This window comes from Nonomuraea sp. NPDC049309 (assembly GCF_043196965.1).
GTDB classification, from domain to species: domain Bacteria; phylum Actinomycetota; class Actinomycetes; order Streptosporangiales; family Streptosporangiaceae; genus Nonomuraea; species Nonomuraea fastidiosa.
The window spans coordinates 231,908-255,477 of the sequence record NZ_JBICSH010000006.1 but is presented as its reverse complement, the minus strand read 5'-3'; the positions used below and the strand labels follow the sequence as shown (position 1 = coordinate 255,477).

Annotated in this window: 22 protein-coding genes and 2 tRNA genes; 8 read left to right on the top strand and 16 right to left on the bottom strand. The window is 72.2% G+C overall.

Going from position 1 to position 23,570, the window contains the following annotated elements:
* Positions 1-598 precede the first annotated feature (598 nt).
* Both recG and ACGFIM_RS32810 read right to left on the bottom strand, forming a co-directional pair.
* The gene (gene recG / locus ACGFIM_RS32815) at positions 599-2,773 is read right to left on the bottom strand and encodes an ATP-dependent DNA helicase RecG (protein WP_393208401.1); all 2,175 of its coding nucleotides are present in this window, start codon (positions 2,771-2,773) and stop codon (positions 599-601) included.
* Between the two features lie 75 nt (positions 2,774-2,848).
* Positions 2,849-4,429 (bottom strand): DAK2 domain-containing protein, encoded by a 1,581-nt coding sequence (locus ACGFIM_RS32810; protein ID WP_393208398.1) that lies wholly within the window; start codon positions 4,427-4,429, stop codon positions 2,849-2,851.
* Between the two features lie 268 nt (positions 4,430-4,697).
* Here ACGFIM_RS32810 and rpmB point away from each other — a divergent pair, with 268 nt between their 5' ends.
* Entirely contained in the window at positions 4,698-4,883 is a 186-nt protein-coding gene (gene rpmB / locus ACGFIM_RS32805) for a 50S ribosomal protein L28 (protein ID WP_043618345.1), read from the top strand.
* 777 nt (positions 4,884-5,660) lie between these two features.
* Here rpmB and ACGFIM_RS32800 read toward each other — a convergent pair.
* On the bottom strand, positions 5,661-7,274 hold the full coding sequence (locus ACGFIM_RS32800) for a hypothetical protein (RefSeq protein ID WP_393208395.1): 1,614 nt from the start codon (positions 7,272-7,274) through the stop codon (positions 5,661-5,663).
* A 267-nt stretch (positions 7,275-7,541) separates the two neighbouring features.
* The gene (locus ACGFIM_RS32795; protein WP_393209250.1) at positions 7,542-8,498 is read right to left on the bottom strand and encodes a thiamine-phosphate kinase; all 957 of its coding nucleotides are present in this window, start codon (positions 8,496-8,498) and stop codon (positions 7,542-7,544) included.
* 68 nt (positions 8,499-8,566) lie between these two features.
* Between ACGFIM_RS32795 and ACGFIM_RS32790 the strand changes: the two genes are divergently transcribed.
* Positions 8,567-8,800, top strand: coding sequence for an Lrp/AsnC family transcriptional regulator (locus ACGFIM_RS32790; protein WP_393208393.1), 234 nt, complete (start codon positions 8,567-8,569; stop codon positions 8,798-8,800).
* Positions 8,801-8,861: 61 nt separating this feature from the next.
* Positions 8,862-9,293, top strand: coding sequence for a DUF3515 family protein (locus tag ACGFIM_RS32785; protein WP_393208390.1), 432 nt, complete (start codon positions 8,862-8,864; stop codon positions 9,291-9,293).
* A 10-nt stretch (positions 9,294-9,303) separates the two neighbouring features.
* Here ACGFIM_RS32785 and ACGFIM_RS32780 read toward each other — a convergent pair whose 3' ends face one another.
* The 3 genes from ACGFIM_RS32780 to ACGFIM_RS32770 form a co-directional block, all read right to left on the bottom strand.
* Positions 9,304-10,398: a D-alanine--D-alanine ligase family protein gene (locus ACGFIM_RS32780; RefSeq protein WP_393208387.1), complete on the bottom strand. Its 1,095-nt coding sequence runs from the start codon at positions 10,396-10,398 to the stop codon at positions 9,304-9,306.
* A gap of 63 nt (positions 10,399-10,461) precedes the next feature.
* On the bottom strand, positions 10,462-11,472 hold the full coding sequence (locus tag ACGFIM_RS32775) for an NAD(P)H-dependent glycerol-3-phosphate dehydrogenase (protein ID WP_393208384.1): 1,011 nt from the start codon (positions 11,470-11,472) through the stop codon (positions 10,462-10,464).
* Positions 11,473-11,476: 4 nt separating this feature from the next.
* A complete protein-coding gene (locus ACGFIM_RS32770; protein WP_393208381.1) occupies positions 11,477-12,136 on the bottom strand; it encodes a lysophospholipid acyltransferase family protein in 660 nt (219 codons plus the stop codon).
* A gap of 131 nt (positions 12,137-12,267) precedes the next feature.
* Here ACGFIM_RS32770 and cofC point away from each other — a divergent pair, with 131 nt between their 5' ends.
* Both cofC and ACGFIM_RS32760 read left to right on the top strand, forming a co-directional pair.
* A complete protein-coding gene (gene cofC, locus ACGFIM_RS32765; protein WP_393208378.1) occupies positions 12,268-12,918 on the top strand; it encodes a 2-phospho-L-lactate guanylyltransferase in 651 nt (216 codons plus the stop codon).
* Between the two features lie 27 nt (positions 12,919-12,945).
* Positions 12,946-13,161: a hypothetical protein gene (locus ACGFIM_RS32760; protein WP_364058921.1), complete on the top strand. Its 216-nt coding sequence runs from the start codon at positions 12,946-12,948 to the stop codon at positions 13,159-13,161.
* 102 nt (positions 13,162-13,263) lie between these two features.
* Here the strand turns inward: ACGFIM_RS32760 and ACGFIM_RS32755 are convergent, their stop codons facing one another.
* The 4 genes from ACGFIM_RS32755 to leuC form a co-directional block, all read right to left on the bottom strand.
* Positions 13,264-13,563, bottom strand: coding sequence for an HU family DNA-binding protein (locus tag ACGFIM_RS32755; protein ID WP_364058924.1), 300 nt, complete (start codon positions 13,561-13,563; stop codon positions 13,264-13,266).
* Between the two features lie 100 nt (positions 13,564-13,663).
* A complete protein-coding gene (locus ACGFIM_RS32750) occupies positions 13,664-13,903 on the bottom strand; it encodes a hypothetical protein (protein ID WP_393208374.1) in 240 nt (79 codons plus the stop codon).
* The gene (gene leuD / locus ACGFIM_RS32745) at positions 13,882-14,469 is read right to left on the bottom strand and encodes a 3-isopropylmalate dehydratase small subunit (protein WP_393208371.1); all 588 of its coding nucleotides are present in this window, start codon (positions 14,467-14,469) and stop codon (positions 13,882-13,884) included. The genes ACGFIM_RS32750 and leuD overlap by 22 nt, the downstream gene beginning before the upstream one ends.
* 15 nt (positions 14,470-14,484) lie before the next feature.
* Positions 14,485-15,870 (bottom strand): 3-isopropylmalate dehydratase large subunit, encoded by a 1,386-nt coding sequence (gene leuC, locus ACGFIM_RS32740; RefSeq protein ID WP_393208368.1) that lies wholly within the window; start codon positions 15,868-15,870, stop codon positions 14,485-14,487.
* 61 nt (positions 15,871-15,931) lie between these two features.
* On the opposite strand from leuC, the gene ACGFIM_RS32735 reads away from it, so the two are divergent.
* Together ACGFIM_RS32735 and ACGFIM_RS32730 are read left to right on the top strand one after the other, a co-directional pair.
* The gene (locus ACGFIM_RS32735) at positions 15,932-16,648 is read left to right on the top strand and encodes an IclR family transcriptional regulator (RefSeq protein WP_364058936.1); all 717 of its coding nucleotides are present in this window, start codon (positions 15,932-15,934) and stop codon (positions 16,646-16,648) included.
* A gap of 58 nt (positions 16,649-16,706) precedes the next feature.
* The gene (locus ACGFIM_RS32730; protein WP_393208365.1) at positions 16,707-18,422 is read left to right on the top strand and encodes a hypothetical protein; all 1,716 of its coding nucleotides are present in this window, start codon (positions 16,707-16,709) and stop codon (positions 18,420-18,422) included.
* A gap of 439 nt (positions 18,423-18,861) precedes the next feature.
* Here ACGFIM_RS32730 and ACGFIM_RS32725 read toward each other — a convergent pair.
* The 5 genes from ACGFIM_RS32725 to ACGFIM_RS32705 form a co-directional block, all read right to left on the bottom strand.
* Positions 18,862-18,934, bottom strand: a tRNA-Glu gene (locus ACGFIM_RS32725).
* Between the two features lie 19 nt (positions 18,935-18,953).
* A tRNA-Glu gene (locus ACGFIM_RS32720) sits at positions 18,954-19,029 on the bottom strand.
* Between the two features lie 82 nt (positions 19,030-19,111).
* Positions 19,112-19,561, bottom strand: a complete 450-nt coding sequence (locus ACGFIM_RS32715; protein ID WP_393208362.1) for a hypothetical protein — start codon at positions 19,559-19,561, stop codon at positions 19,112-19,114.
* 979 nt (positions 19,562-20,540) lie between these two features.
* A complete protein-coding gene (locus ACGFIM_RS32710) occupies positions 20,541-21,161 on the bottom strand; it encodes a response regulator (protein ID WP_393208359.1) in 621 nt (206 codons plus the stop codon).
* 40 nt (positions 21,162-21,201) lie between these two features.
* On the bottom strand, positions 21,202-22,515 hold the full coding sequence (locus ACGFIM_RS32705) for a sensor histidine kinase (protein ID WP_393208356.1): 1,314 nt from the start codon (positions 22,513-22,515) through the stop codon (positions 21,202-21,204).
* A gap of 110 nt (positions 22,516-22,625) precedes the next feature.
* Here ACGFIM_RS32705 and ACGFIM_RS32700 point away from each other — a divergent pair, with 110 nt between their 5' ends.
* Entirely contained in the window at positions 22,626-23,552 is a 927-nt protein-coding gene (locus ACGFIM_RS32700) for an alpha/beta hydrolase (protein ID WP_393208353.1), read from the top strand.
* The last annotated feature ends 18 nt before the right edge of the window (positions 23,553-23,570 follow it).

Here is a 23,570-nt window from a genome sequence, read left to right as displayed (position 1 = left end):
CATTGTCCCGCATGTTCACGCAGGTCAAGAGTGGACAAGTGTCGGCCTCGACTGCGCAAGGGTGATTCCCATCGGCCGGACCGGCCCGCATGATGATGACTGCGGCCTTCAAGGTGACCCACATGAAGGCCGACCGGCGTGATCGTGAGCCCTTCCGCACGCCGGTTCCCTCGGCACCTGACCCGAGGGTGGGCCCAGCCGGGGACGGCATTCGGGGGGAGGCCGTCCCCGGCGGCTGGGCCTTCACCGCCACCTCACCCCGGCACCGCCACCTCGCACCGGCACCGCCACCGGCACCGGCACCGCCACCGGCACCCACCCGACCACTCCGGCCGCCCGGCTTCTCACCACGCGCGTCGCGCGACGGCACACCACCCCGCCCCTCCGACCGGCGCAACGGCCCCGGCAACGACCCCATCCGACCGCCGGGACCACACGACCTCACCCGACCAGCACCGCGCCACCCCGGCAATCCGCGACCGCAACCCCGCCTGAACGCCACCCCGCCACCCCAGGCAGACCGCGACCGCGCCCGGCTGAACGAGACCCCGCCCCCGGCAACCCGGGACCACACGACCCCAGCCGAGCGGGGCCGGGGTCAGGTCTTCTCCAGGTACTCGGCGCGTTCGTCGGCGAGCAGCCGTTCGATCTCCGCGCGCAGCCCTTCGTGCCGCTTCAGCTCCGGGTCGCCGGCCAGCAGCGCCGCCGCCTCCTCGCGGGCGGTGGCGATGACCTCCTCGTCGCGCAGCAGCTGCAGCAGTTTCAGCGACGACCGCTTGCCGGACTGCGCGGCCCCCAGGACGTCGCCCTCGCGCCGTTGCTCCAGGTCGACCCGGGACAGCTCGAAGCCGTCGAGCGTGGCCGCCACCGCGTCGAGGCGGGCGCGGGCGGGGGTGCCCTCGGGGAAGTCGGTGACGAGCAGGCACAGGCCGGGCAGCCCGCCCCGGCCGACCCGGCCCCGGAGCTGGTGGAGCTGGGAGACGCCGAAGCGGTCGGCGTCCATGATGATCATGACGGAGGAGTTGGGGACATCGACGCCGACCTCGATCACCGTGGTCGCGACCAGCACGTCGAGCTCGCCGCGGGTGAAGGCCCGCATGATCGCCTCCTTCTCCTCAGGAGGCAGCTTGCCGTGGAGGGTGCCCACCCGCAGGTCGCTGAACGGCCCCTGGGTGAGCATCTCGGCGACGTCGAGGACCGCGAGCGGCGGCCGGCGCTCGTCGTCGGAGGCCGCGCCCATGTCGCCTTCGTCGCCCTCCAGGTCGCCGATGCGCGGGCACACGATGTACGCCTGCCGCCCCAGCGCCACCTCCTCCCTGACCCGCTGCCAGGTGCGCTCGAGGTAGTGGGGCTTCTCGGCGGCCGGCACGACGTGGGTGGTGATCGGGGCGCGGCCGGAGGGAAGCTGCGACAGCGTCGAGACCTCGAGGTCGCCGAAGACGGTCATGGCGACCGTGCGCGGGATCGGCGTGGCGGTCATGACCAGCACGTGAGGGCGCCCGCCATCGGCCTTCTCGCGCAGCGCGTCACGCTGCTCGACGCCGAACCGGTGCTGCTCGTCCACCACGACCAGACCCAGGTCGGCGAACTGCACGTGCTCCTGCAGCAGCGCGTGGGTGCCGACGACGATGCCGGCCGTGCCCGAGGCGGCGTCGAGCAGCGCGGAACGCCGCGCGGCGGCCCCCATCGAGCCGGTCAGCAGCGTGACCGCCGTGCCGCCGAACATGCCACCCTGCGCCAGGTCGCCCAGCATCGCGGTGATCGAGCGGTGGTGCTGCTGGGCCAGCACCTCGGTGGGCGCGAGCAGCGCGGCCTGCCCGCCGGCGTCGACCACCTGCAGCATCGCCCGCAGCGCCACGACCGTCTTGCCCGCGCCGACCTCGCCCTGGAGCAGCCGGTGCATGGGGTGCTCGCTCGCCAGGTCCGCGGCGATCTCCTCGCCGACCTTCATCTGCCCCTCGGTCAGCGAGAACGGCAGCCGCTCGTCGAACGCGGCGAGTATGCCGTCGGGACGCCGGGGCCTGGGCTTGGCCGGCAAGGCGGTGGCCGCCTGGCGCCGCTGCAGCAGCACGGCCTGCAGCACGAACGCCTCGTCGAACTTCAGCCGCTTGCGCGCCCGCCCGACGTCCGAGAAGTCCTTGGGGCGGTGGATCGCCACCAGCGCCTCGCCGAGGTCCTGCAGCCCGTGGCGGGCCCGCAGCTCGGCGGGCAGCGGGTCGTCGAGCGGCCCCAGCGTGTCGAGCACCACGCCGACGGCCCGCCTGATCGCCCACGGCGTGAGGTCCTTGCCCGCCGGGTAGATCGGCACCGGCGCGGCCGCGAACTCCTCGGCGCTCGCCTCGCTCTCCTCGAACAGCTCGAACTCCGGGTGCGCGAGCTGCCAGCGCGGCCTCGACCGCGCTCCGAACAGGCCCACCTTGCCCGCGAACATGCCGCGCCTGCCCGGCTTGAGCCGCGACTCGGCCACGTGGGAGCCCTTGCCGAAGAACGACAGATAGATCTTGTTGCCGTTTCCGTCGACGACCTCGACCTCCAGCCAGGTGCCCCCGCGGTTGCGCATCGGCTTGCGCATGAGCCTGGTCACCTCGCCCACCACGGTGACGTGCTCATCGACCTCCAGCGCGTCGAGCGAGGTCAGCTCGCCGCGCTCGGCGTAGCGGCGCGGATAGTGGCGCAGCAGGTCGCCGACCGTCTCCAAGCCGAGCACGCTCTTGAGCAGCTTGGCGGTCTTCGGGTCGAGCGCCTTCGTCAAAGGCTCGTCGAAACGACTCACGGCATTCAGTTCTACCGCCTGCGACCGACAGGAATCCCGCGCGACGCGGGGACGGGACGCCGGGAGGCCGGCGGATCACTCGACACCGATGAGGAGCGGGTAGCCGCCCTGCTCGCCGTCGTACACGACCAGGTCCACCTCCGGCCGGGTACGCCCGAGATGCCGCTCCACCTCCTCCGCGAGCCCCTTGTCCGCGCCGGAACCCATGACCAGCGTGACCAGTTCCCCGCCGCCGGCCAGCATGCGATCGACCACCGTGACCGCCACCCCGGCGACCGAGTCGCCGATCACCGCAACGTCCCCGCCGATCAGCCCGAGCACGTCGCCGGGCCGGCACACCCCCGCGCTGGTGAACGCCTCCTGCTCCGCCACCGTGACGTGGCCGCAGCGGGTGTGACCCGCGGCGTCGGTCATCGCCACCACGTCGTCGTCGAAGCGCCGCAGCGGATCGTGCACGGCCAGCGCGGCCAGCCCCTGCACGGTGGACTCGGTGGGCAGCACGCTCACCGTCACGCCCTCCTCGCGGGCGATCTCGGCGGCAGCGGCGGCGACCGCGCGCACGCCGTCGTCGTTGGGCAGCACCGCGACCTCGCCGCCCGCCTGCCTGATCGCGGCCAGCAGCGCGGGGAGCGTGGGCCGGGTGCCGGGCGCGCGCCGCACCACGATCGCGCCGCACTCCTCGAACAGCGCCGCGATCCCGTCGCCCGCCGCGACCGCCACGATGCCGCGTCCTGTGCCGCGTCCTGTGCCGCGTCCTGTGGCACGTCCTGTGGCGCCGACGTGGGTGCGTTCGGCCAGGTACGTGATGCGGATGCGGTGCGGACGCCCCGCCCTGATCCCCGCCTCCACCGCCGGGCCCGCCTCGGGGACGTGGACGTGCACGTTCCACAGCCCGTCGCCGCCCACCACGACCAGCGAGTCGCCCATCGCGTCGAGCTCGCCGCGCAGCTGCGCGACGGCCTGATCGCCGGCGTCCAGCAGGTACATCACCTCGTAGCCCGCCCCCGCCTCGGCCATCGGCGCGACCCGCGAAGACGGCGCGGGCACCTCGTCGTGCCCGCCGGGCTCGCCCGCGATCGCCGCGGCCAGCGTCTCCAGCACGATCGCCGCCCCCGCGCCGCCCGCGTCCACCACGCCGCTGCGGGCCAGCACGTCGAGCTGGCCCGGCGTGCGGACGAGCGCCGCCCGCGCCTCCCCCGCCGCCTGCCGCGCCACCTCGGTCAGATCGCCCTCGGCGTCCTGTACGGCCCGCGCCGCCGACTCCAGCACGCTCAGCACCGTGCCCTCGACCGGCCTGGCCACCGCCTGCCTGGCGAGCACGGCCGCCCTCATCAGCCCGGCCCGCAGGTCGGAGCCGTCCTTGAGCACCTCGGCCATGCCTCGCAGCGCCTGGCTGACGATCACCCCCGAGTTGCCGCGCGCGCCCACCAGCGCCCCGTACGAAAGGGTCTGCCACACCACGGCGGCGTCCACGTCCTCGGGCAGCGACTCGACGGCCTCGGCCGCCGACAGCATGGTCAGGTGCAGGTTGGTGCCGGTGTCACCGTCGGCGACGGGGAAGACGTTGAGCGCGTCGATCTCCGCCCTGGCCTGGCCCAGCGCGTCGGCGGCCAGGCGGGCCCAGCGTCGTACCGTGGGCGGGTCGAGGATCTTCATGTGGTGTGCCTCCGTACGTCCCCCGACCGACTGCCCTGACAGGCCGGCGGGCGAGCGACCGGCCGGGATCGGCCAGGCTCACCGCCGGGATGCGCTACGGTTGTGCGAGGAGAATATCGCCGCCCGGGATCCGGTCCAGGTGCTCTGGTTCGCGCCCATCGGCGTGGATCGGATATTCTCATCTGGCTGGCCGGTCGTCCCGGCATGCCCTCCGCCCGGAAAGCATCAGCGGACAGGGCTACATCGACTGTTTTAAAGGAGCGATACCGTGGCTTCCGTCTGCGATGTCTGCCGCAAGGGCCCGACCTTCGGCAACAACGTGTCTCACTCTCACCGCCGCACCCGTCGGCGCTGGAACCCCAACATCCAGACGGTTCGCGCGGTCGTCGGCGGCACGCCGAAGAAGCTGAACGTGTGCACCTCGTGCATCAAGGCGGGCAAGGTCACCCGCTAGTTCACACTTCCGACGAAAGGCCCGCCTCCCACAGAGGGAGCAGCGGGCCTTCGTCATGCCCGGCCGACGTCACAGCAGCGAACCGCGCAGGCTCGTGTCCTGAGCTCCGGTAACGGGCCGCGCGGCTCGCGTCGGCCACGCGAGCCGCGCCGACGGTTCCCGCCCTAGGCGCCGATAAGGAGCTGAAGGTGTGCCGGCTCCCGCCGCAAGCCCCGATGAGAAGCCGAAGGGGCGCCGGCTCCCGCCCCGGACTCCGGCAAGAAGCCGAAGATGTGCCGGCTCCCGCCGCAACCCGATAAGAAGCCGAAGGGGCGCCGCCAACGGCTCGCGACAATCCGCACAGGTGCGGCCGGCAGGCTCGCTGACGGCGAGCCGCGTGCCGGGTCGCCGTCAGTGGGCTCATGAGGCTCGCCTCCCCCACGGCGTCGCGGCGTCGCCTCGGGCCGTACACGTCCTGACAGCACCGTTCTGCGTCATTCCGGGCAATCGGGTGCCCACGGACGTTTCCGCACGCTCTGTGCGGCGCTGAGACGCGCTGACGCGGGCGGGCGCGCAGCCCGAGCACCCGCACGGACCCCCGAACGCCCCGCTCCCCGGCGACGGCCGCCAGGCTGAGGCGACGCGTGCCGGCGGCTCCGGGAGGCCACAAGGCTCCGGAACACCCGGAGCCCACAGCGGGACGATCCGGAAGGAAGGTTCCGGCGCACCCGTACCGGCTCGCGGCGGAGCCGGTCCTTCGGTCCCGGGCGGAGAGCCGACCCCCCGGGACTCAGCGGGTCAGCTGATGGCGCACTGGCCGGAGACCATGCCGCAGTTGCGGGCCTTGGCGCCCCTGCCGGTGGCGGTGAAGGACACCTCGACCGAGTCGCCGGAGGCCAGCGTGGTGGACAGGTCGAGGATCAGCAGGTCGCCGTCCTGGGTCCACTGCGCGCCGTCCACCTTCACGACCTTGCCCTCGACCGGCACGGACACGGTCGGGCTCCGCAGCGGCTGCGCGGACTCGTTCAGCAGCGTCAGGTTCGCCTGGTAGGTCGTCAGCCGCTGCTTGATGGTCTGCTTGACGTTGAGCGCGCCGGCGTTGCCGAACGGCTGCTCGAACCCGAGACCGTCGTCCACGCCGACACTGACGTCGCTGGGCGTCGGGGAGGGCTGGTCCTGCGGGGTGGTGCCGGTGTTGTCGGCGGTGCCGGCGTCGTCGAGCCGGGAGACCTCCTCGCTGGGTTCTTCGGAGGCGGTCTCCTCGATGTCCGGCGACGGCTCGGAGACCGGCTTCTCCTCCTGCTTCTTCGCCCTGGTCTTGGTGGGCGTCGGCGACGGATCGGCGGTGCGGCGCGGCACCCCCGCGTTCATCGTGGGAGACGGGGCCGCGGACTTGGAGGGCTCCTCGGTCTCCACCGGCTCCTCGTCCAGCGGCTCGTCCTCGGGCTCGGCCTCGGTCTCCTCCTCGGCGGGCCCGGACCCGGCGGGCGCGGGGCGCTGGTTCGGAGCCTGTACGGCGGCGCACGTCGCGCCCTCGCACTTGGCCGGGTCACTGGAGCTCATGAACTTGACGCCCGCCACCGTGCCGCCGAGCACCACGGCCACGGCGGCCACGGACAGCAGCGCCACGCGGCCCTTGCCGCCCCCGGAGGGTGCGGCCGCGAGCGCGTCGTCGTCCCCGCCGCCGCCACGGCCCTGCCTGCGGCGGCCACGGCGGCCGCGCGGCTCGTCGTCCTCGTCAGACCAGCCCGGGTCTGCGCCGAGGAAGGAGGTCTCGGCGCTGGCCCAGGCTGGGGTCGGTGCAGCGGTCGGCTCGCCGGCGACCTTGACGTCGCCGGGCTCGGGCGGGCCGCCGTAGACGGGGCTGGGCCCCGAAGGCGGGTCGAATCTCGCCGTACGGTCGTCCGGCGCGTCGTCGAAGGAGGAGCCGGCAGAGGAGCCGAAGGGCTCGCGCCGGTCCGCCTCGAACGGCCCGTCCTGATCGATCGGCCCGTCGAACGTCCTGGTCCGCTCCTCGTACGAGCCCCGCTGGTCGTCGTCGAAGGCGCCGCGCTGGTCTTTGGGCGGGTCGAACAGCCCGCGCTGCTCGGAGGACAGGTCGGACAGCGTGTCGCCGCTTTGGGCGTACGCGCCCGCCTGGCCGGGGCCGCCGCCGAAGACGGCCGTCTGGTCGGCGGGGCCGTGGTCGGGCCGGTTCCACTCCGGCGGGCGGGCGAACGCGCCCGTCGTCTCGAACGGCCCGGGCTCATCCGGCCCGGTGTCGCGCCCAGGCTGCTGCGGGTAGGCGCCCGCGGGGTCGTTGCCCGGCGGGAACCCGCCGGGGACGTTGGTCGGCAGCGCGAAAGCCCCGGTGGTCTCGAACGGCTCCGACGTCGTCGCGCGCGGTGGCGGTGCGTCGGTACGCCGCGGCATCGGGGCCCACTGCCCCGTCACCTCAGGCTGGTCCGGCAGCGAAGGCCAGCCCGGCGGCTCGGCCTGCTCGTCAGGACCCCAGAAAGCGCTGTGCCCCCGTTCGTCCCCGTCTTCGGATCCACCTGTGCCGTGGCGGCCCATGGCTGCCCTTTCTTCCCGGTTACAGTGGCCGCCACTCTTCATAACACCTTTGCTACGCCGTTGTCACAGCAATCCCACTAGTCATACCCCAAACCAGGAAAATTTCACGTAAATCGGGACAAGTCATCACCGAAAGTGATCCCACCCGCGCTGTCCGATTTCTCTCCCAAGGACGCTCACCCCGGAGCCCTCGGTCACCCGGCCCACGATATGCCACGAATCCGGCAGGCGTACATCATCCGGGAAAGCCGCCGCAAGGGCGTGATCCTCGCCACCCGACAGCACCCACTCCAGCGGATCGGCACCCAGTTCCCTGGCCGCAGCCGCCACCGGCTCGTCCGAGGTGAAGGGGGCGAACGCGGCGGGATCCAGCTCGACGTGCACGCCGCTCGCCTGCGCGATGTGCCCCAGGTCCTGCAGCAGCCCGTCGCTGACGTCCAGCATGGCGCTCGCGCCCAGCTCCGCCGCCTCGACGCCGCACTCGTACGGCGGGGACGGCCGCCGATGCCCCGCCACCGCCTCGGCCGCCGCAGGAGCGGCCACCGCGGCCCCGGCCGACAGCAGCGCCAGCCCGGCGGCCGAACGGCCGAGCCGACCGGCCACCGCCACCACGTGACCGGGCCGCGCCCCAGAGCGGGTGACGGGAGCGCGCCCGCCCAGGTCGCCGAGCGCGGTCACGCCGAGGACGACCAGGTCGCAGCGGGTCACGTCGCCGCCCGCCACGCTCGCGCCCACGGTGGCGCACTCGTCGGCGAAGCCGGCGGTCAGCGCGTCCAGCCAGTCCACCGGCACGTCGGGAGGCAGGCCGAGACCGACCACGAGGCAGGTGGGGCGGGCGCCCATGGCGGCCACGTCCGCGAGGTTCTGAGCGGCGGCCTTGCGGCCCACGTCGTAGCCGCCCGACCAGTCGCGACGGAAGTGGCGGCCCTCGATCAGCAGGTCCGTCGAGACCGCTACGCGCCCGTCGGGGGCGCCGATGACGGCGGCGTCGTCACCCGGGCCGAGCATCACCGCGGCGCCTTGGGGCAGACGTCCAGTGATGCGACTTACCACACCGAATTCGCCGAGATCTCCGACTGTGATGACGCACCTCCTGACGCACACAGGGTACGGTGGCCCTTCGGCGTGATCCAATCGCCCGGGAGGACGTGATGGTGCAGGCCTACATCCTTATTCAGACCGAAGTCGGCAAGGCCGCCGCCGTGGCGCGCGAGATCTCCGGCATCCCCGGGGTCACGCGGGCCGAGGACGTGACGGGGCCCTACGACGTGATCGTGCGCGCGGAAGCCAACAACGTCGATGAGCTGGGCAAGCTCGTCGTGGCCCAGATTCAGTCGGTGCAGGGCATCACGCGTACGCTTACATGTCCGATCGTCCATATCTGACATACCTGAGACATCTGACGGGCGCGTGAGCCGCCCCCGTCGCGGAGGTAGTGGTCGTCGCATGCGTGTCGCCGCCGTCCTGCTCGTTCTCCTCGCGCTCGCCGGTTGCGGCGGCACGGTGCAGATCGAGCCGCCCAGACCCGAGGGCGAGGCGGCGGCGGCCTGCGACCGGCTGGCGCCGCTGCTGCCCAAGACCCTCGACGGCGAGGAGCGCGGCACCTCGGAGCCCGCGTCCCCGTACGTCGCGGTCTGGGGCTCGGGCGTCATCGCGCTGCGCTGCGGCGTGCCCCGGCCGGCGCGGATGGCGCCCACCGACCAGTTGCAGGAGGTCGGCGGCGTGGGCTGGTTCTCGGATCCGGACAAGCCCGCACTGTTCACGGCCGTGACCGAGACCGCGTACGTCGAGGTCACGATCGGCGGCGAGCACGTGCCCGCCGAGGTGCTCACCGACCTGTCGAAGCCGATCGCGCAGGCCACCGCGCCGGCGGCCTGACGACGGGCCGTCAGCGCAGTCCGGCCTTGCGCTGCAGCGCGAGCTGGATGAGCCGGTCCACCAGCTCCGGGTACGACAGCCCCGAGGCGGCCCACAGCTGCGGCGCCACCGACAGCGAGGTGAACCCCGGCATGGTGTTGATCTCGTTGAAGATGAGCTTGCCGTCAGGGGTGTAGAAGAAGTCGACCCGGGCGAGCCCCTCGCAGTCGAGCGCCTCGAACGCCCGCACCGCCATCGCGCGCAGCTCCTCGGCGGTCTCCGCGGGGATGTCGGCGGGCACCGTCAGCGACATCTGGTCCGGGTAGTACTTCGCCTCGAAGTCGAAGAACTCCTGCCCGCCCTCGACCTTCACCTCGCCCGGCATGGACGCGGCGGCCCGCTCGTCGCCCAGCGACTGCAGCACCGCGCACTCGATCTCGCGGCCGGCGATCGCCGCCTCGATGAGCACCTTGGGGTCGTGCTCCCGCGCGAACTCGACGGCCCGCTCCAGCTCGGCGCGGTCGTGCGCCTTGGAGATGCCCTGGGACGAGCCGGCCCTGGCGGGCTTGACGAAGACCGGGTAGCCGAGCTCCTCGGCCTCCTTGAGCACGGCCTCGCGGTTGAGCCGCCAGTCGCGGTCGCGTACGACGACGTAACGGCCGATCGGCAGCCCCGCCGCGGCCATCACGGTCTTCATGTACGCCTTGTCCATGCCGACGGCGCTGGCCAGCACGCCGGAGCCGACGTAGCGGACGCCGGCCATCTCCAGCAGGCCCTGGATGGTGCCGTCCTCGGCGAACGGGCCGTGCATCACGGGGAACACCACATCGACCGTGCCGAGCTCGACCGGGATGCTGCCCTGGTCGTACGCCACGAGGCTGCCGCCGCCGGACGGCAGCGCGAGCGCCGCCCCCGAGGTGTCGACGACCGGCAGCTCGCCGGACTCGATGGCGAACCGCTGGTCGGACGTGGCCAGAACCCACCTGCCGTCCTGGGCGATCCCGATCGGGATCACCTCGTACTTGGTCCTGTCGATCGCCTCCAGCACGCTGCCCGCGCCCATCAGGGACACGGCGTGCTCGGAATTGCGACCTCCGAAAACGACGGCGACGCGTGGCTTGCTCATGGTGTCCGAATCTACCGGGGTGTACCGGTCACAGCGAGTCGAGCACGCCGTATTCAGGTCATTTCACAACCCGTATCGTTCCGGCTTCGGTGAGCGTGACATCAGCAGCATGCCCGCTTCGGCCGGAGACATGCCGTCGTGCACGACACCGACGACGACCTCGGTGATCGGCATCTCCACGTCGTGCTTCCGCGCCAGCTCCAGCACGGACTCGCACGACTTGACGCCCTCGGCGGTCTGCTTGGTGGCGGCGACGACCTCCTCCAGCGTCATGCCGCGCCCGAGGTTCTCGCCGAAGGTGCGGTTGCGCGACAGCGGGGAGGTGCAGGTGGCGACCAGGTCGCCCATGCCGGCCAGGCCGGCGAAGGTGTGAGGGTCGGCGCCGAGCGCCGCGCCGAGCCGGGAGATCTCGGCCAGGCCGCGCGTGATGAGCATGGCGCTGACGTTGTCGCCCATGCCCATGCCCGCCGAGACGCCGACGGCGAGCGCGATGACGTTCTTCACCGCGCCGCCCAGCTCGACGCCGACGACGTCGGGGTTGGTGTAGGGGCGGAACCACGGCGGCAGGTGGCAGATCGCCTGCAGCCGCTCGGCCACGCCCTCGTCGGTGCAGGCCACCACGGTCGCGGCGGGCTGGCGGTGCGCGATCTCCTGGGCGAGATTGGGCCCGGAGACGACGGCGACCCGCTCGTCGGGCACCTCGGCGACCTCGCGGATCACCTCGCTCATCCGCTTGGTGGTGCCGAGCTCGATGCCCTTCATCAGGCTCACCAGCACCGCGCGCGGCGGGATGTACGGCTTCCACGCCGCGAGGTTGGGCCGCAGCTGCTGGGACGGCACCGCGAGCACCACGAAGTCGGCGCCCGCCAGCGCCCGCTCGGGGTCGGTGGTGGCCCTCATGGAGGGCGGCAGCGGCACGCCGGGCAGGTAGTCGGGGTTGGCGTGGTCACGGTCGATGGCCTCGACCAGCTCTTTCCTGCGGCCCCACAGCGTGACCTCGTTGCCCGCCTCCGCCAGGATCATCGCGAACGTGGTGCCCCATGAACCCGTGCCGAACACGGCTGCCTTCGTCATGCGCTCACCGCCTCGACGGGTCATAAGGGGTTTCGGGGGCCTTCTCGCCGCGCAGCTCGGCGAGCAGCTCGGTGACCGCCGCCATGATGTCGGCCGTCGCCTCGCGCAGCACGTCGGCGCGCAGCGGCTTGTCCGCGTACTTCGACAGGTCCACCGGCGGCCCCACGGCCACGCGGAACGTCTTGCGCGGGAACAGCCTGGGCCGCTTGGCCCCGTACGGCAGCAGCTCCTGCGCCCCCCAGTGGGCCACGGGGATGACCGGGGTCCCGGTCTTCAGCGCGAGCCTGGCCGCGCCGGTCTTGCCGACCATCGGCCACAGGTCGGGATCGCGGGTGCAGGTGCCCTCCGGGTAGAAGAGGATCGCGCACCCGTTGGCCAGCCGCTCCTCCGAGATGCGCAGCGACTTGGCGGCCTCGCTGCTGCCCCGCTCGACGGGGATGGCGAGCAGCGAGGAGATGGCCCGGCCGAGGAACGGCACCCTGAACAGCCCCGACTTGGCCAGGATGACCGGCCAGCGGCCGTGGTTGTACAGAAAGTGCGACAGCAGCACGGGATCGGTCCACGACAGGTGGTTCGCCGCGATGATCACGCCACCGGTCCTCGGGATGCGGTCGCCGTTGCGCCAGTCCTTTTTGACCAGGAGCCAGGACAGTGGTTTCACCACGATGACTGCCAGGGTCTCCCAGAAACGCGGTGGTCTCGTGGGGCGGCTCATGGTCTTCCTCCAACACGTACGGGATGCGCCCCAAGTCTCCCGGTTCGCCGCGCGGGCTGTCGAGGCGCGATGCTTACCCTATGAGCATCCGCTGGTCCCTGGTGATTCCGGTGAAGACGCTGGTCGCGGCGAAGACCCGGCTGGCGGCCGCGACGGGGCCGCATCGCACGCGGCTGGCCGTGGCCGTGGCCTGCGACACCGTGGCCGCCGCGCTCGCCTGCCCGCCGGTCGCGCGGGTCATCGTGGTGACGGCCGACCCCGCCGCCGCGGGGCCGCTCGCCGCGCTGGGCGCCGATGTGGTGCCGGATCCCGACCGGGGGCTGAACACCGCCCTGCGCACGGGCGCCGCGCACGCCGTACGCCTCGCGCCCGATGACGCGGTGGGCGCGCTCCAGGCCGACCTGCCCGCGCTGCGCCCCGCCGAGCTGGCGGTGGCGCTGGAGGCGGCGGCCGAGTTCGACCAGGCGTTCGTGCCCGACGCGCTCGACGTCGGTACCACGTTCTACGGGGTACGGCCGGGGCAGCCGTTCACGCCGAGGTTCGGCGGGGAGTCACGGGCCAAGCACCTGGCGGGCGGCGCGAAGGAGCTGTGCGTGCCGGGCATCGACTCCGTGCGCCGCGACGTGGACACCCCCGACGACCTGCGCGCCGCCATCCGGCTCGGCCTCGGGCGGCACACCGCCGCCGTGGTCGCCGAGCTGTGGCCGGAGGCCGATCCGGGCCCCGCGTGAATCCCTCGCGGCGCTTAAGCTGGTGGCGTGCAGGCGACCGTACGCAGCTTCGACCAGGCCACCCGTTCCGGCACGGTCTTCCTCGACGACGGTGCCGTGCTCCCGTTCGGCACGGCCGCGTTCGACGCGGGCCCGCTGCGGCTGCTCCGCTCCGGCCAGCGCGTCAATCTCGGGATGAGGGACGGCGAGATCACCTACATCACGCTGTCCACGTTCCCGGTGCCCGAAGCCTTCACCTCCTGAGGCCCCGGCCCCTCCCCAGGCGCTTTCGCGGTCCCGTCCTGAGGCGTCCGGACACGCGGACGCCCGGGCCGCGTGGCCCGGGCGTTCAGCGGTCCGCTGTATTTACTTCTTCTTGCCGATTTTCTTGCCGCCCTCGTTCACCAGTTCTTTGAAATCGGAACCGGGACGGAACTTGGGCGCCCAGCTCTCCGGCACGTTGATTTCCGCGCCGGTGGACGGATTGCGCGCCGTGCGGGCGGGCTTGTTCACCATCTCGAACGCGCCGAAGCCCGTGATCGAGACCTTGTCGCCGCCGGCCACGGCCTTCTGGATGGTGTCGATGACCGCGTTGACGGCCTCCGTGGCCGTCTTCCTGTCGCCCACCCGATCCGCGATGGCCTCGACGAGTTCTCGCTTGTTCATGAAAGTCCTGCTCCCCCAGTTACGGCTCGGGGTTCCAGCTCACGAGTTCGACGTAGAAACCCCTTACGGGCTCTGAAAGTAGGCGGGATCGCGTTTGAACTCAATCACCGAGCGGGTTTTCTTCGTTACGTGGCGTGTCGAAAGCCTCGTCAAGGGCGCGCAGAAACGCTTCGAGACGCATCGCGGCCCTTTCCCGGTCGTGCTTGGCCAGGTCGCAGATCGCGAGATAGCGGCGCGCGAGGCGTTCCCTGCGGTCGGCGGGCAGCATGCGGACGCGGCGGTGCGCATCGCGCAGCCGCCGCGCCAGTTCGTCGTCTTCTAGACGGTCGTCGGCAGCCATGGCTGCCGACCATTCTCGTACGCCGCCACTTCGCTCTCGTGACGCAGGGTCAGCCCGATGTCGTCGAGCCCCTCCATCAGCCGCCAGCGGGTGTAGTCGTCGATCTCGAACGGCACCGTCTTGCCGCCCCAGCGGACCTGGCGTTCGACCAGGTCGACGGTCACCTCGAGCTTGGGGTCGGCCTCGACGGCGGCCTGCAGCTCCTCGACCTTCTCGCCGGGCAGGACGACCGGGAGCAGGCCCATCTTGGTGGCGTTGTTGCGGAAGATGTCGCCGAAGCGGGCCGAGATCACGACGCGGAACCCGTACTGCTGCAGCGCCCACACGGCGTGCTCGCGGGAGGAGCCGGTGCCGAAGTCGGGGCCGGAGACCAGGATGGAGCCGCCCTCGTAGGCGGGGTCGTTGAGCACGAACTCCGGGTCCTCGCGCCAGGCGGCGAACAGGCCCTTCTCGAAGCCGGTGCGGCTGACCTGCTTGAGCCAGACGGCCGGGATGATCTGGTCGGTGTCGACGTTGCTGCGGCGCAGCGGCACCGCCGTACCGGTGTGGGTGGTGAAGGCTTCCATGGAACGTGGTCTCCCTTACAGGTCGGCGGGTGCGGTGAGGCGGCCGGTGACGGCGGTCGCGGCGGCGACCTGCGGCGACACCAGGTGGGTGCGGCCACCCTTGCCCTGGCGGCCCTCGAAGTTGCGGTTGGAGGTGGAGGCGCTGCGCTCGCCCGGCTTGAGCGTGTCGGGGTTCATGCCGAGGCACATCGAGCAGCCGGCCGCGCGCCACTCGGCGCCCGCGGCCTGGAAGATCTCGTGCAGGCCCTCCTCCTCGGCCTGCTTCTTGACCATCATCGAGCCGGGCACGACCAGCGTGCGGGTCTTGACCTTGCGGCCCTTCAGGATCTCGGCGGCCGAGCGGAGGTCCTCGATGCGGCCGTTGGTGCACGAGCCGACGAACACGGTGTCGACCTCGATGTCGCGCAGCGGCGTGCCGGCGGTGAGCCCCATGTACTCCAGGGCCCGCTCGGCGGCGGCGCGCTCGACCGGGTCGGAGAAGCTCTCCGGCGAGGGGACGGACTCGCCCAGCGGCAGGCCCTGCCCGGGGTTGGTGCCCCACGTGACGTACGGGGTCAGCGTGGAGGCGTCGATCTCCACGACCTTGTCGAAGACGGCGTCCTCATCGGTGCACAGCGACTTCCAGTGCTCGACCGCCTGGTCCCACAGCTCGCCCTTCGGCGCGTGCGGGCGGCCTTTCAGGTACGCGAACGTCGTCTCGTCGGGGGCGATCATGCCGGCCCGCGCGCCCGCCTCGATCGACATGTTGCAGATCGTCATGCGGCCCTCCATGGAGAGCTTGCGCACGGCCTCGCCGCGGTACTCCACGATGTGGCCCTGGCCGCCGCCGGTGCCGATCTTGGCGATGATGGCCAGGATCAGGTCCTTGGCGGTGACGCCGACGGGCAGCTCGCCGCTGACCTCGATGGCCATCGTCTTGGGCCGGTAGGCGGGCAGCGTCTGCGTGGCGAGCACGTGCTCGACCTCGGAGGTGCCGATGCCGAACGCGATCGCGCCGAACGCGCCGTGCGTGGAGGTGTGAGAGTCGCCGCACACGATGGTCATGCCGGGCTGGGTGAGCCCGAACTGCGGGCCGATGATGTGGACCACGCCCTGGCCGTCGTCGCCCATCGGATGGAGCCTGATGCCGAACTCGGCGGCGTTCTTGCGCAGCGTCTCGACCTGCGTCTTGGACACCGGGTCGGCGATGGGGCCGAGCACGGTCGGCACGTTGTGGTCCTCGGTGGCGATGGTGAGATCGGGCCGTCGCACCTTGCGCCCGGCGAGCCTGAGCCCGTCGAACGCCTGCGGACTGGTCACCTCGTGAATGAGGTGCAGGTCGATATAGAGCAGGTCCGGTTCGCCCTCCGCACGACGGACTACGTGCTGCTCCCAGACCTTTTCGGCCAGTGTGCGGCCCATGATCTCCTCCTTGAGAATCTCCGACTTGCTTTCTCATATGTCGAGACTGCAGTATCGGTGTATGGACAACTCTAGCGGAGTCGGAGTACTCGACAAGGCGGTTCTTGTACTCAATGCCCTCGAAGCGGGACCCGCTTCACTGGCCCAGCTCGTCCAGGCCACCGGTCTGGCCCGCCCCACCGCCCACCGGCTGGCCGTCGCCCTTGAGCACCACCGCATCGTGAGCCGCGACACGCAGGGACGGTTCGTCCTCGGACCGAGGCTGTCGGAGTTGTCCACCGCCGCCGGCGAGGACCGGCTGCTCGCGGTCGCGGGACCCATATTGATGCAGCTTCGTGACCTGACCGGGGAGAGCGCCCAGCTCTACCGGCGCCAGGGCGACGAGCGCGTGTGCGTGGCCGCCGCCGAGCGGGCCAGCGGCCTGCGCGACACCGTACCCGTCGGATCCGCGCTGCCCATGACGGCGGGCTCTGCGGCGCAGATCCTGCTGGCCTGGGAGGAGCCCGACCGGCTGCACCGCGGCCTGCGCGGCGCCAAGTTCACCGCAGCGACCCTGGCCTCCGTGCGCCGCCGCGGGTGGGCCCACAGCGTCGGCGAGCGCGAGCAGGGCGTGGCGAGCGTCTCGGCGCCGATCAGGGGCGCGGGCGGCAAGGTGATCGCGGCCGTGTCGGTCTCGGGGCCCATCGAGCGGCTGACGAGGGCGCCCGGCAGGCTCCACGCGGTGCCCGTCATGGCCGCCGCCGAGCGGATCACCGAGGCCATGCGCCGCTCGTCATGATCAGTAAAAGGCGGTATTTCGGGAGCCGACAGCCTCGCGGGCGCACTAGCCTGAGTGCGTGACAGATCGCATCGAGGTAGCCGCCACTGAGCTGCGACCCCTGCTCGAAGAGTTCATCGTGTGGGCGCGTACGAACGCGCCCGAGAGCGACCCGGAGCTGGTGGGGCCCGCCGCGCTGTGGCACCGTCTCGCCTTCTCGCAGGACCTCGGCACGTGGAAGCGCGCCGACCTGCGCAACCTGCTGCTCGACCGCATGCCGAAGGTCGTGGAGGACCCCGACGCGGCCGCCGACGGGATGCTCCCGGCCGTCGACGCCTACCTGACCTTCCTGTCCAGCACAGGCCGGCTCAACAAGGACTCGGACTCCCTCGCCGATCTGCAGGCCGAGCTCGACGACGTCGAGGACGAGTTCGTCGACCTCATGGAGGAGCTGATCGAGGACGGCGAGGGCGGCGACGAGGAGGACGAGGCCGGCGACCTCGGCGACTTCGAGCCGTTCGCCGACGAGCTGGCCGAGCTGGACACGGTCAGGCTGCGCCCCGACGCCGAGCTCGCCGCGGCGGCCCGCCGGGTGCCGCTCATCGCCAAGGCCCGCGACCTCGCGGTGTGGGTGGGCACGGGACGCAAGGTGGGCGAGGAGACGCTGCTCACCGATGCCGAGGTCCTGGAGGCGCTGGAGGCCGTCGGGCTGCCCAAGCCCGAGACCGACGGGCCCGTCTCCGAGGCCGTTCCCGAGCTGTGGAACCTCTGGAACCTCGCCGTCGATCTCGAGTTCCTCGAACCCGGCGAAGGCGGCACCGTCACCGTCCAGGACGACACCGCCGAGTGGCCGTTCGAGGACGACGACGACGTGCTCGACGCCTGGATGCTCGGCATCCACTCCGTCGACTACGGCGACCCCGAGCTCGACGACGACGATCTCACGATGGCGCTGGCCGGCCTGACCCGCGGCCTGCTCGTCCGGCTGCTGCTCGCCGGCGGCTCGCGCGAGCTCGACGGGCTCGCCCGCGAGCTGAAGGAGGCCGCCACCGAGCTCGACGAGCTGGGCACCGACGCCTGGGAGGCGGCAGGCGACCCGCTCGCCTCCTCGATCGAGTGGCTGACCGGCTACGGCATGGTCGAGCGCGACGGCGACGTGCTGCGCCTCACCCCGCTCGGCACCGAAGGCGTCGTCCACCTGATCGACGACGCCGACCTCGAGGTGGACGCCCGCCCGGCGATCGACTCCATGAGCGCCCACGAGCTGCTCGCGCTCAGCGCCGAGCTGCCCGAGGACGAGGCCGACGCCGAGTTCGCCGCCTGGATGCGGCTGCGCGAGCCCGCCAAGGCCGCCGAGGAGCTGCTGGCCGCCGCGGCCGAAGACGACAGCGACGCGCTCATCAGGGTGCAGGCCGCCAGCGTGGTCGGCACCCTGGGCGAGGCCGCCATCCCCGCCTGGCAGGCGGCGCTCGACCAGCCGTCGCTGCGCCCGTACGCGGCCACTCACCTCAGCCAGCTCGGCGTCGAAGGCGCGCCGGAGCCGACCCCCGACGACACCCACTGGCTCATCCTCGACATGTGGACGATCTCGGCCGGGCTCGGCCGCGCCGAGTTCGTCAGCAGCCTGCGCGAGATCGGGCCCGAGATGGTCGGCAACCTGCTCGACGTGATCTGGAAGATCCCGCACGCACACGTGGAGGAGCTGCTCGACCTGATCTCGCAGGTCCACCCCGACAAGCAGGTCGCCAAGGCGGCGCGGCGCGCGCTGTTCAAGGCCCGTTCCAAGCAGAAGTGACACCCGCGTGGGTGCCGTCCGGCCTCACCGCCACGACGGCACCCACCGGCCTCATCAGAGGTTCCGGATACCGGCCGACGGGGTGAGGCCGCACCACGCTTCCCCGCAGGAGCGAAGGCACGCGGACGGACACGGGCACAATGACGAGCACCCCCTCCCATCGGAAGCGGAGGCGGACGCCGACCGCCGGCACAAGCACAGCGCGACCCGCCGGCGGAACCGGGGGCAGGGGCGGACACGCCCGCCCAGCGGAGACCGGCGCAGAGGCGCGCGCCCGCCACGAAGTGGGCCCCGGTGGAACGCGCGGAAGTCGGTCGCCGTGGAACGCGTCGGTGGGACGCGCAGAAGTGGGCTGTGTCGCCGTGCAGGCGAGCAGGCGAGCATGCCGGCAAAACAAAAAGCCCCGGTGATGAGCACCGGAGCTGATTGCTGCTGACAGTAGTCCCGACCGGATTCGAACCGGCGCTACCGCCTTGAGAGGGCGGCGTCCTGGGCCACTAGACGACGGGACCTTGGTGTGCTTGCGTGCAGTGGTAGTCCCGACCGGATTCGAACCGGCGCTACCGCCTTGAGAGGGCGGCGTCCTGGGCCACTAGACGACGGGACCCTGTCCACAAGCTGCGTGTGCCGGGGGCTCGCCCCGGCGACGCAGGTAACTCTACCGCACCTCGAAGACCACTCCAAACCGCTTAATGGCCCATCAGATCGGGCCTGTAGCGGCGGACCCAATCCCCCATCGGTCCGCGCTGCCACACCGGGTCGAATTCGCCCAGCGGAATCGTCACCTCCGGCCGGCCCGTCGCCGGGTCCACGGGCACGCGGGCCAGGCGGTCGCGCATCCAGGCCGGAATGCGCGGCGGCACCGTACGCTGCCCCCAGCCGATGAGCCCGACCGAGCGCAGCGCCCCCACCCGGGCCCGCGCACCGCCCGGCCTGCCGACCCTGCGGGGATCGGCGAGCTGCGTGTCCACGACGTCGATCCGGGTGATGTCGGGCCAGCGCAGCCACACCCGGAAACCCATGCGGTCGGCCAGCTCGACGCCTTCTGGCGAAAAGCGGACGACGGTGCCCTGAGTGAGGTCGCGGTGCTTGACGGCCAGGACGGCGACCAGCGCGCCCGTCGCGAGCGCGCCGATCACGATGCCGAGCGCGGTGCTGTTCGTGAAGATCGCGCCCAGGAGGAGGATGACGACGAAGAAGAGGACGAGCGGGGCGATGAACGGCGCAAGAAAGCGCGGGACCCCCCCGGGGTCGAAACTCCACCATAAGGCGGCCCACCCTACCGAACCGCCACCAACTGATCACGGTGAGCAACTGACCACCTTCGGATGCCCACCGCCGCCCGTCACCAGCAGTCCCCGGCTGAAGTCCACAGCCACAACGCCACCGCGAGCACGCGACCGCCGCACCCCACCGGCCGAAGACCGCAGCACGAGCTCGACTCCACCGCGAGTCACCGGCGCGGAGGGCAGCAGCACGACAGGTGCCTCGCGTGTGACGACCATCACCGTGCATCACTCCGGCCATCCGCCAGGCGCCGCCTCCGCCGGCTGGAGGGGGTGAGCCGCCCCAAGCCGCGCGCCGGCCGGCGATTGCGCCGGTCAGCGGCCGTGCGCCGGTCAGCGGCAGTCGGCCGGACCGAGCCGACCACCCACCGGCCGCACCGCACACGCAGATGCGAGCGCCGGTCGCAACGCAGGGGACGGTCATCTGCTGCGCTCGCCCAGGTGTCCGCCTGGAACTGCCCGCTCTCAGGCGAGGGGCCGAGTGGGGTGCACGAAGGCACAGTCATCGACGCGATCGGCCGGAGACCGCAAGAAGCCGCCCACCAGGCAAGGAGCCGAATGGGGTGCACGAAGGCGCAGTCATCGACGCGGTCAGCCGGAGGCCGTAAGCAGGCGCCCCTCGGGCGAGGGACCGAAGAGGGGCGCGACGGTGTGGTCGGCGGCTGCGGTGGCTGGTGACCGTCAGGAGCCTGCCACCCTCCGGCGAGGGATGGAGCAGGCGGTCAGCGCGGTGGGACGGTGGGCGGCCGGGGAGGTCCGGGCTCAGGCCGGGGGCGGGGATCAGCTCGTCAGGAGAACGAGGCGGGTCAGCTCGTCAGGAGGGCGGGGCGGGTCAGCTCGTCAGGAGGCCACGGCGGTAGGCCTCGCCGACGGCGGCGGCGCGGTCGCGGACGTCCAGTTTGGCGTAGATGTGCAGCAGGTGTGTCTTGACGCTGGCCTCGCTGATGAAGAGGGCGGCGGCGGCCTCCTTGTTGGTGGCGCCTTCGGCGACCAGCCGCAGGACCTCGAGTTCGCGCGGGCTGAGCTGCCCCCGGGCAGGCCTGCGGACCTGGTCGGCGAGGCGGCCGGCGACGGCGGGGGCGAGCACGGTCTCGCCGCGGTGGGTGGCCAGGACGGCGCGGACGAGCTCGGCGGGCGGGGCGTCTTTGAGGAGGTAGCCGGCGGCGCCGGCTTCGAGCGCGGGCAGTACGTCGTTGTCGAACGTGGTCAGCACCAGCACCCGGGGACCGGTGCCGGCCAGCCGCCGGATGGCGGTCATGCCGTTCATGCCGGGCATGCGCAGGTCCATGAGGATGACGTCGGGCGACAGTTCGGCGGCCAGGCGCACGGCCTCCTCGCCGTCGCCCGCCTCCCCCACCACCGAGATGTCGCCGGCGGCCTCGCGGGCGAGCGCCGCGCGCAGGCCGTCGCGCACGATCGGATGATCGTCGGCTATCAGCACCTGGACCGGCATCAAGGCTCCCTCCCGAGGTGACGATTGTCGCAGTGTCTCATCACCGTTCTGCGGTCTCGGCGGGTGGCGGGATGACGGGGACGGCGGCGGCGATCGCGGTGCCGGAGCCCGGCTCGGACTCGACGGTCAGCGTGCCGCCGACGCCGCCGGCCCGCTGGCGCATGCCGTCCAGCCCGAAGCCGTCAGATCGCCGCTGCGGGACGAAGCCGCGCCCGTCGTCGCGGATGTCCAGCAGGACGAGTTCGTCGGTGTACGTCAGGGTGAGAGCCGTCCTGGTGGCCTGAGCGTGCTTGGCGACGTTGGCCAGTGCCTCCTGGGCGATGCGGAACAGGGCGGACTCCACCTCCGGGGCCAGGGCGACGGGCGTGCCCGCGACCTCGAAGCGCATGTCCACGCCCGACGTCTCGGCCCAGGAGTCCGCCATGTGCCGCAGGGCCTGGGGCAGCTCGGCCGACTCCAGGGGCTCGGGGCGCAGGGCGCTGATGGAGCGGCGGGTCTCGGCCAGGCCGCGGCGGGCCAGCTCGGCGGCCTTGTCGAGGTGCTCGCGGCCGGGCCCGGCGACGGCGCGGGCGGCGTCGAGCCGGCCGATGAGCGCCACGAGGTCCTGGGCGAGCGTGTCGTGGATCTCACCGGCGACACGGTGCCGCTCGTCCAGCACGCCCGCCCGCCTGGCCTGGGCGAGGAGGCGGGCGTTCAGCTCGGCGTTCTCGTCCATGGCGGCGCGCAGGCGTTCGACGAGGCGGCGGCGCTTGTCGTGCTCGGCGGCGACGTACCAGCCCGCGGCCACGAGCGGCACGGCCACGCCGGCGAGCACCGTGAGCAGGGTGTCGCGGTCGCCCGGCCCGGCCTGGGCGGCGACGGAGACGAGGGCGGTCAGCGTGACTCCGGCCATGACCAGGCGGGCGGGGAGCATGCCGATCGCCAGCGGGTAGCCGATCGAGGCGAACACCACGAACCCCGGCGCCTTGAGCGTCAGCCCGGCGGCGATGGCCAGCAGGACGGCGAAGTGGCCGGCGACCAGGGCCCGCCGCCGTTCACGTACCGGATGGAGCCACGCGACGGGCGCCAGCCACACCGCCGCCAGCAGCGCCAGGAACGGCCACGGCACGCTCTCCCACGCCGCCACCACCGGATCCCCCCGGGAGGGCTCCTGAGCGGGCTCCTGGGACGTCCAGACGGCGATCGGGCCCGCCAGCCAGGACGGCAGGCGGCCAGGAGCGCTCGCCGCCGGTGGAACGCCGAGGACGGTCATGAGCGAGCCGAGCGCGAGCAGGCCGTAGCCCAGCCCGGCGAACACCCACCGCTCGCGCCCTTCCCCCGCCGTCGCCGCGGCGGTCCGTTCGTGACCGGTCATGGTGTCGAGCCTGGCACAGCATCGACCGATCGGTGGATGGCCGCCGTCCACCGCTTTCGCGGCCGGTCGGGCGATGTGCGGCGGGCCCCGTCAGGGCGAGCATCGACGGCATGAAGGACACGACTCGCAGAACGGTTCTCAAGCTCGCCGCCGCCGGTGCCGGAGCGGCGGCCGCCGCGCCGGTGGCGCGGCCGAAGAAAGAGGTCACCACGTACGTCTTCGTCACCGGCTCGAACGGCGGCGCCACCGCCGACTCCGAGCTGGCGCTGCGCGGCCACCGCACCGTGGCCGTGGACCTGCCGGGGCACGCGCACGAAGGGCAGTTCCACCGCGCCTACCAGGCGCCGCAGGACCTGAAGGCGCTGGCCACGCTGAAGTCGCCGATGGCGAAGGTGCGGCTGGACGACTACGTGGAGGCGGCGGTCAAGGTGGTGCGCCGGGTCGCCGGGTACGGGCCGGTGATCCTGGTGGGCGGCAGCCTGGGCGGCGCGACGATCACGAAGGTGGCCGACGAGGTGCCCGACCTGATCGACACGCTCGTGTACGACGCCGCGTACTGCTGCACCCGGCTGCGCTCCCCCAACGACTACGCCACCACCCCTGAGGGGCGGACGAGCCTGGCGGCGAGCCTGGTGGACGGCATCGTGGCGGATCCCTCGGCGATCGGCGCGGTGCGCATCAACTGGCGCTCGGCGAACCCGAAGTTCCTGGACGCGGCCAAGAAAGCGTTCATGGACGAGGGCAGCGAGGGCGAGTTCCTGGCCCTGCTGAACGGGCTGCTGCCGGACGAGAGCATGCTCGTGCAGGGCGCCGACGCCCGGGGCCGCAGGGACCGGTGGGGCCGGGTGCGCCGGGTCTACATCCGCCACACCAAGGACCGGATGATCCCGGTCGCGCTGCAGGACCGGATGATCAGGGAGGCGGACGCGGCCACGCCGGGCAACCGGTTCAGGGTTTTCTCGGTGGCCACCTCGCACGCGCCGACAAGGCAGGCGTACAGGGAGATCTCCGAAATTCTGCATCGGCTGGCGAAATGAAAAAACGGACGTCTCACT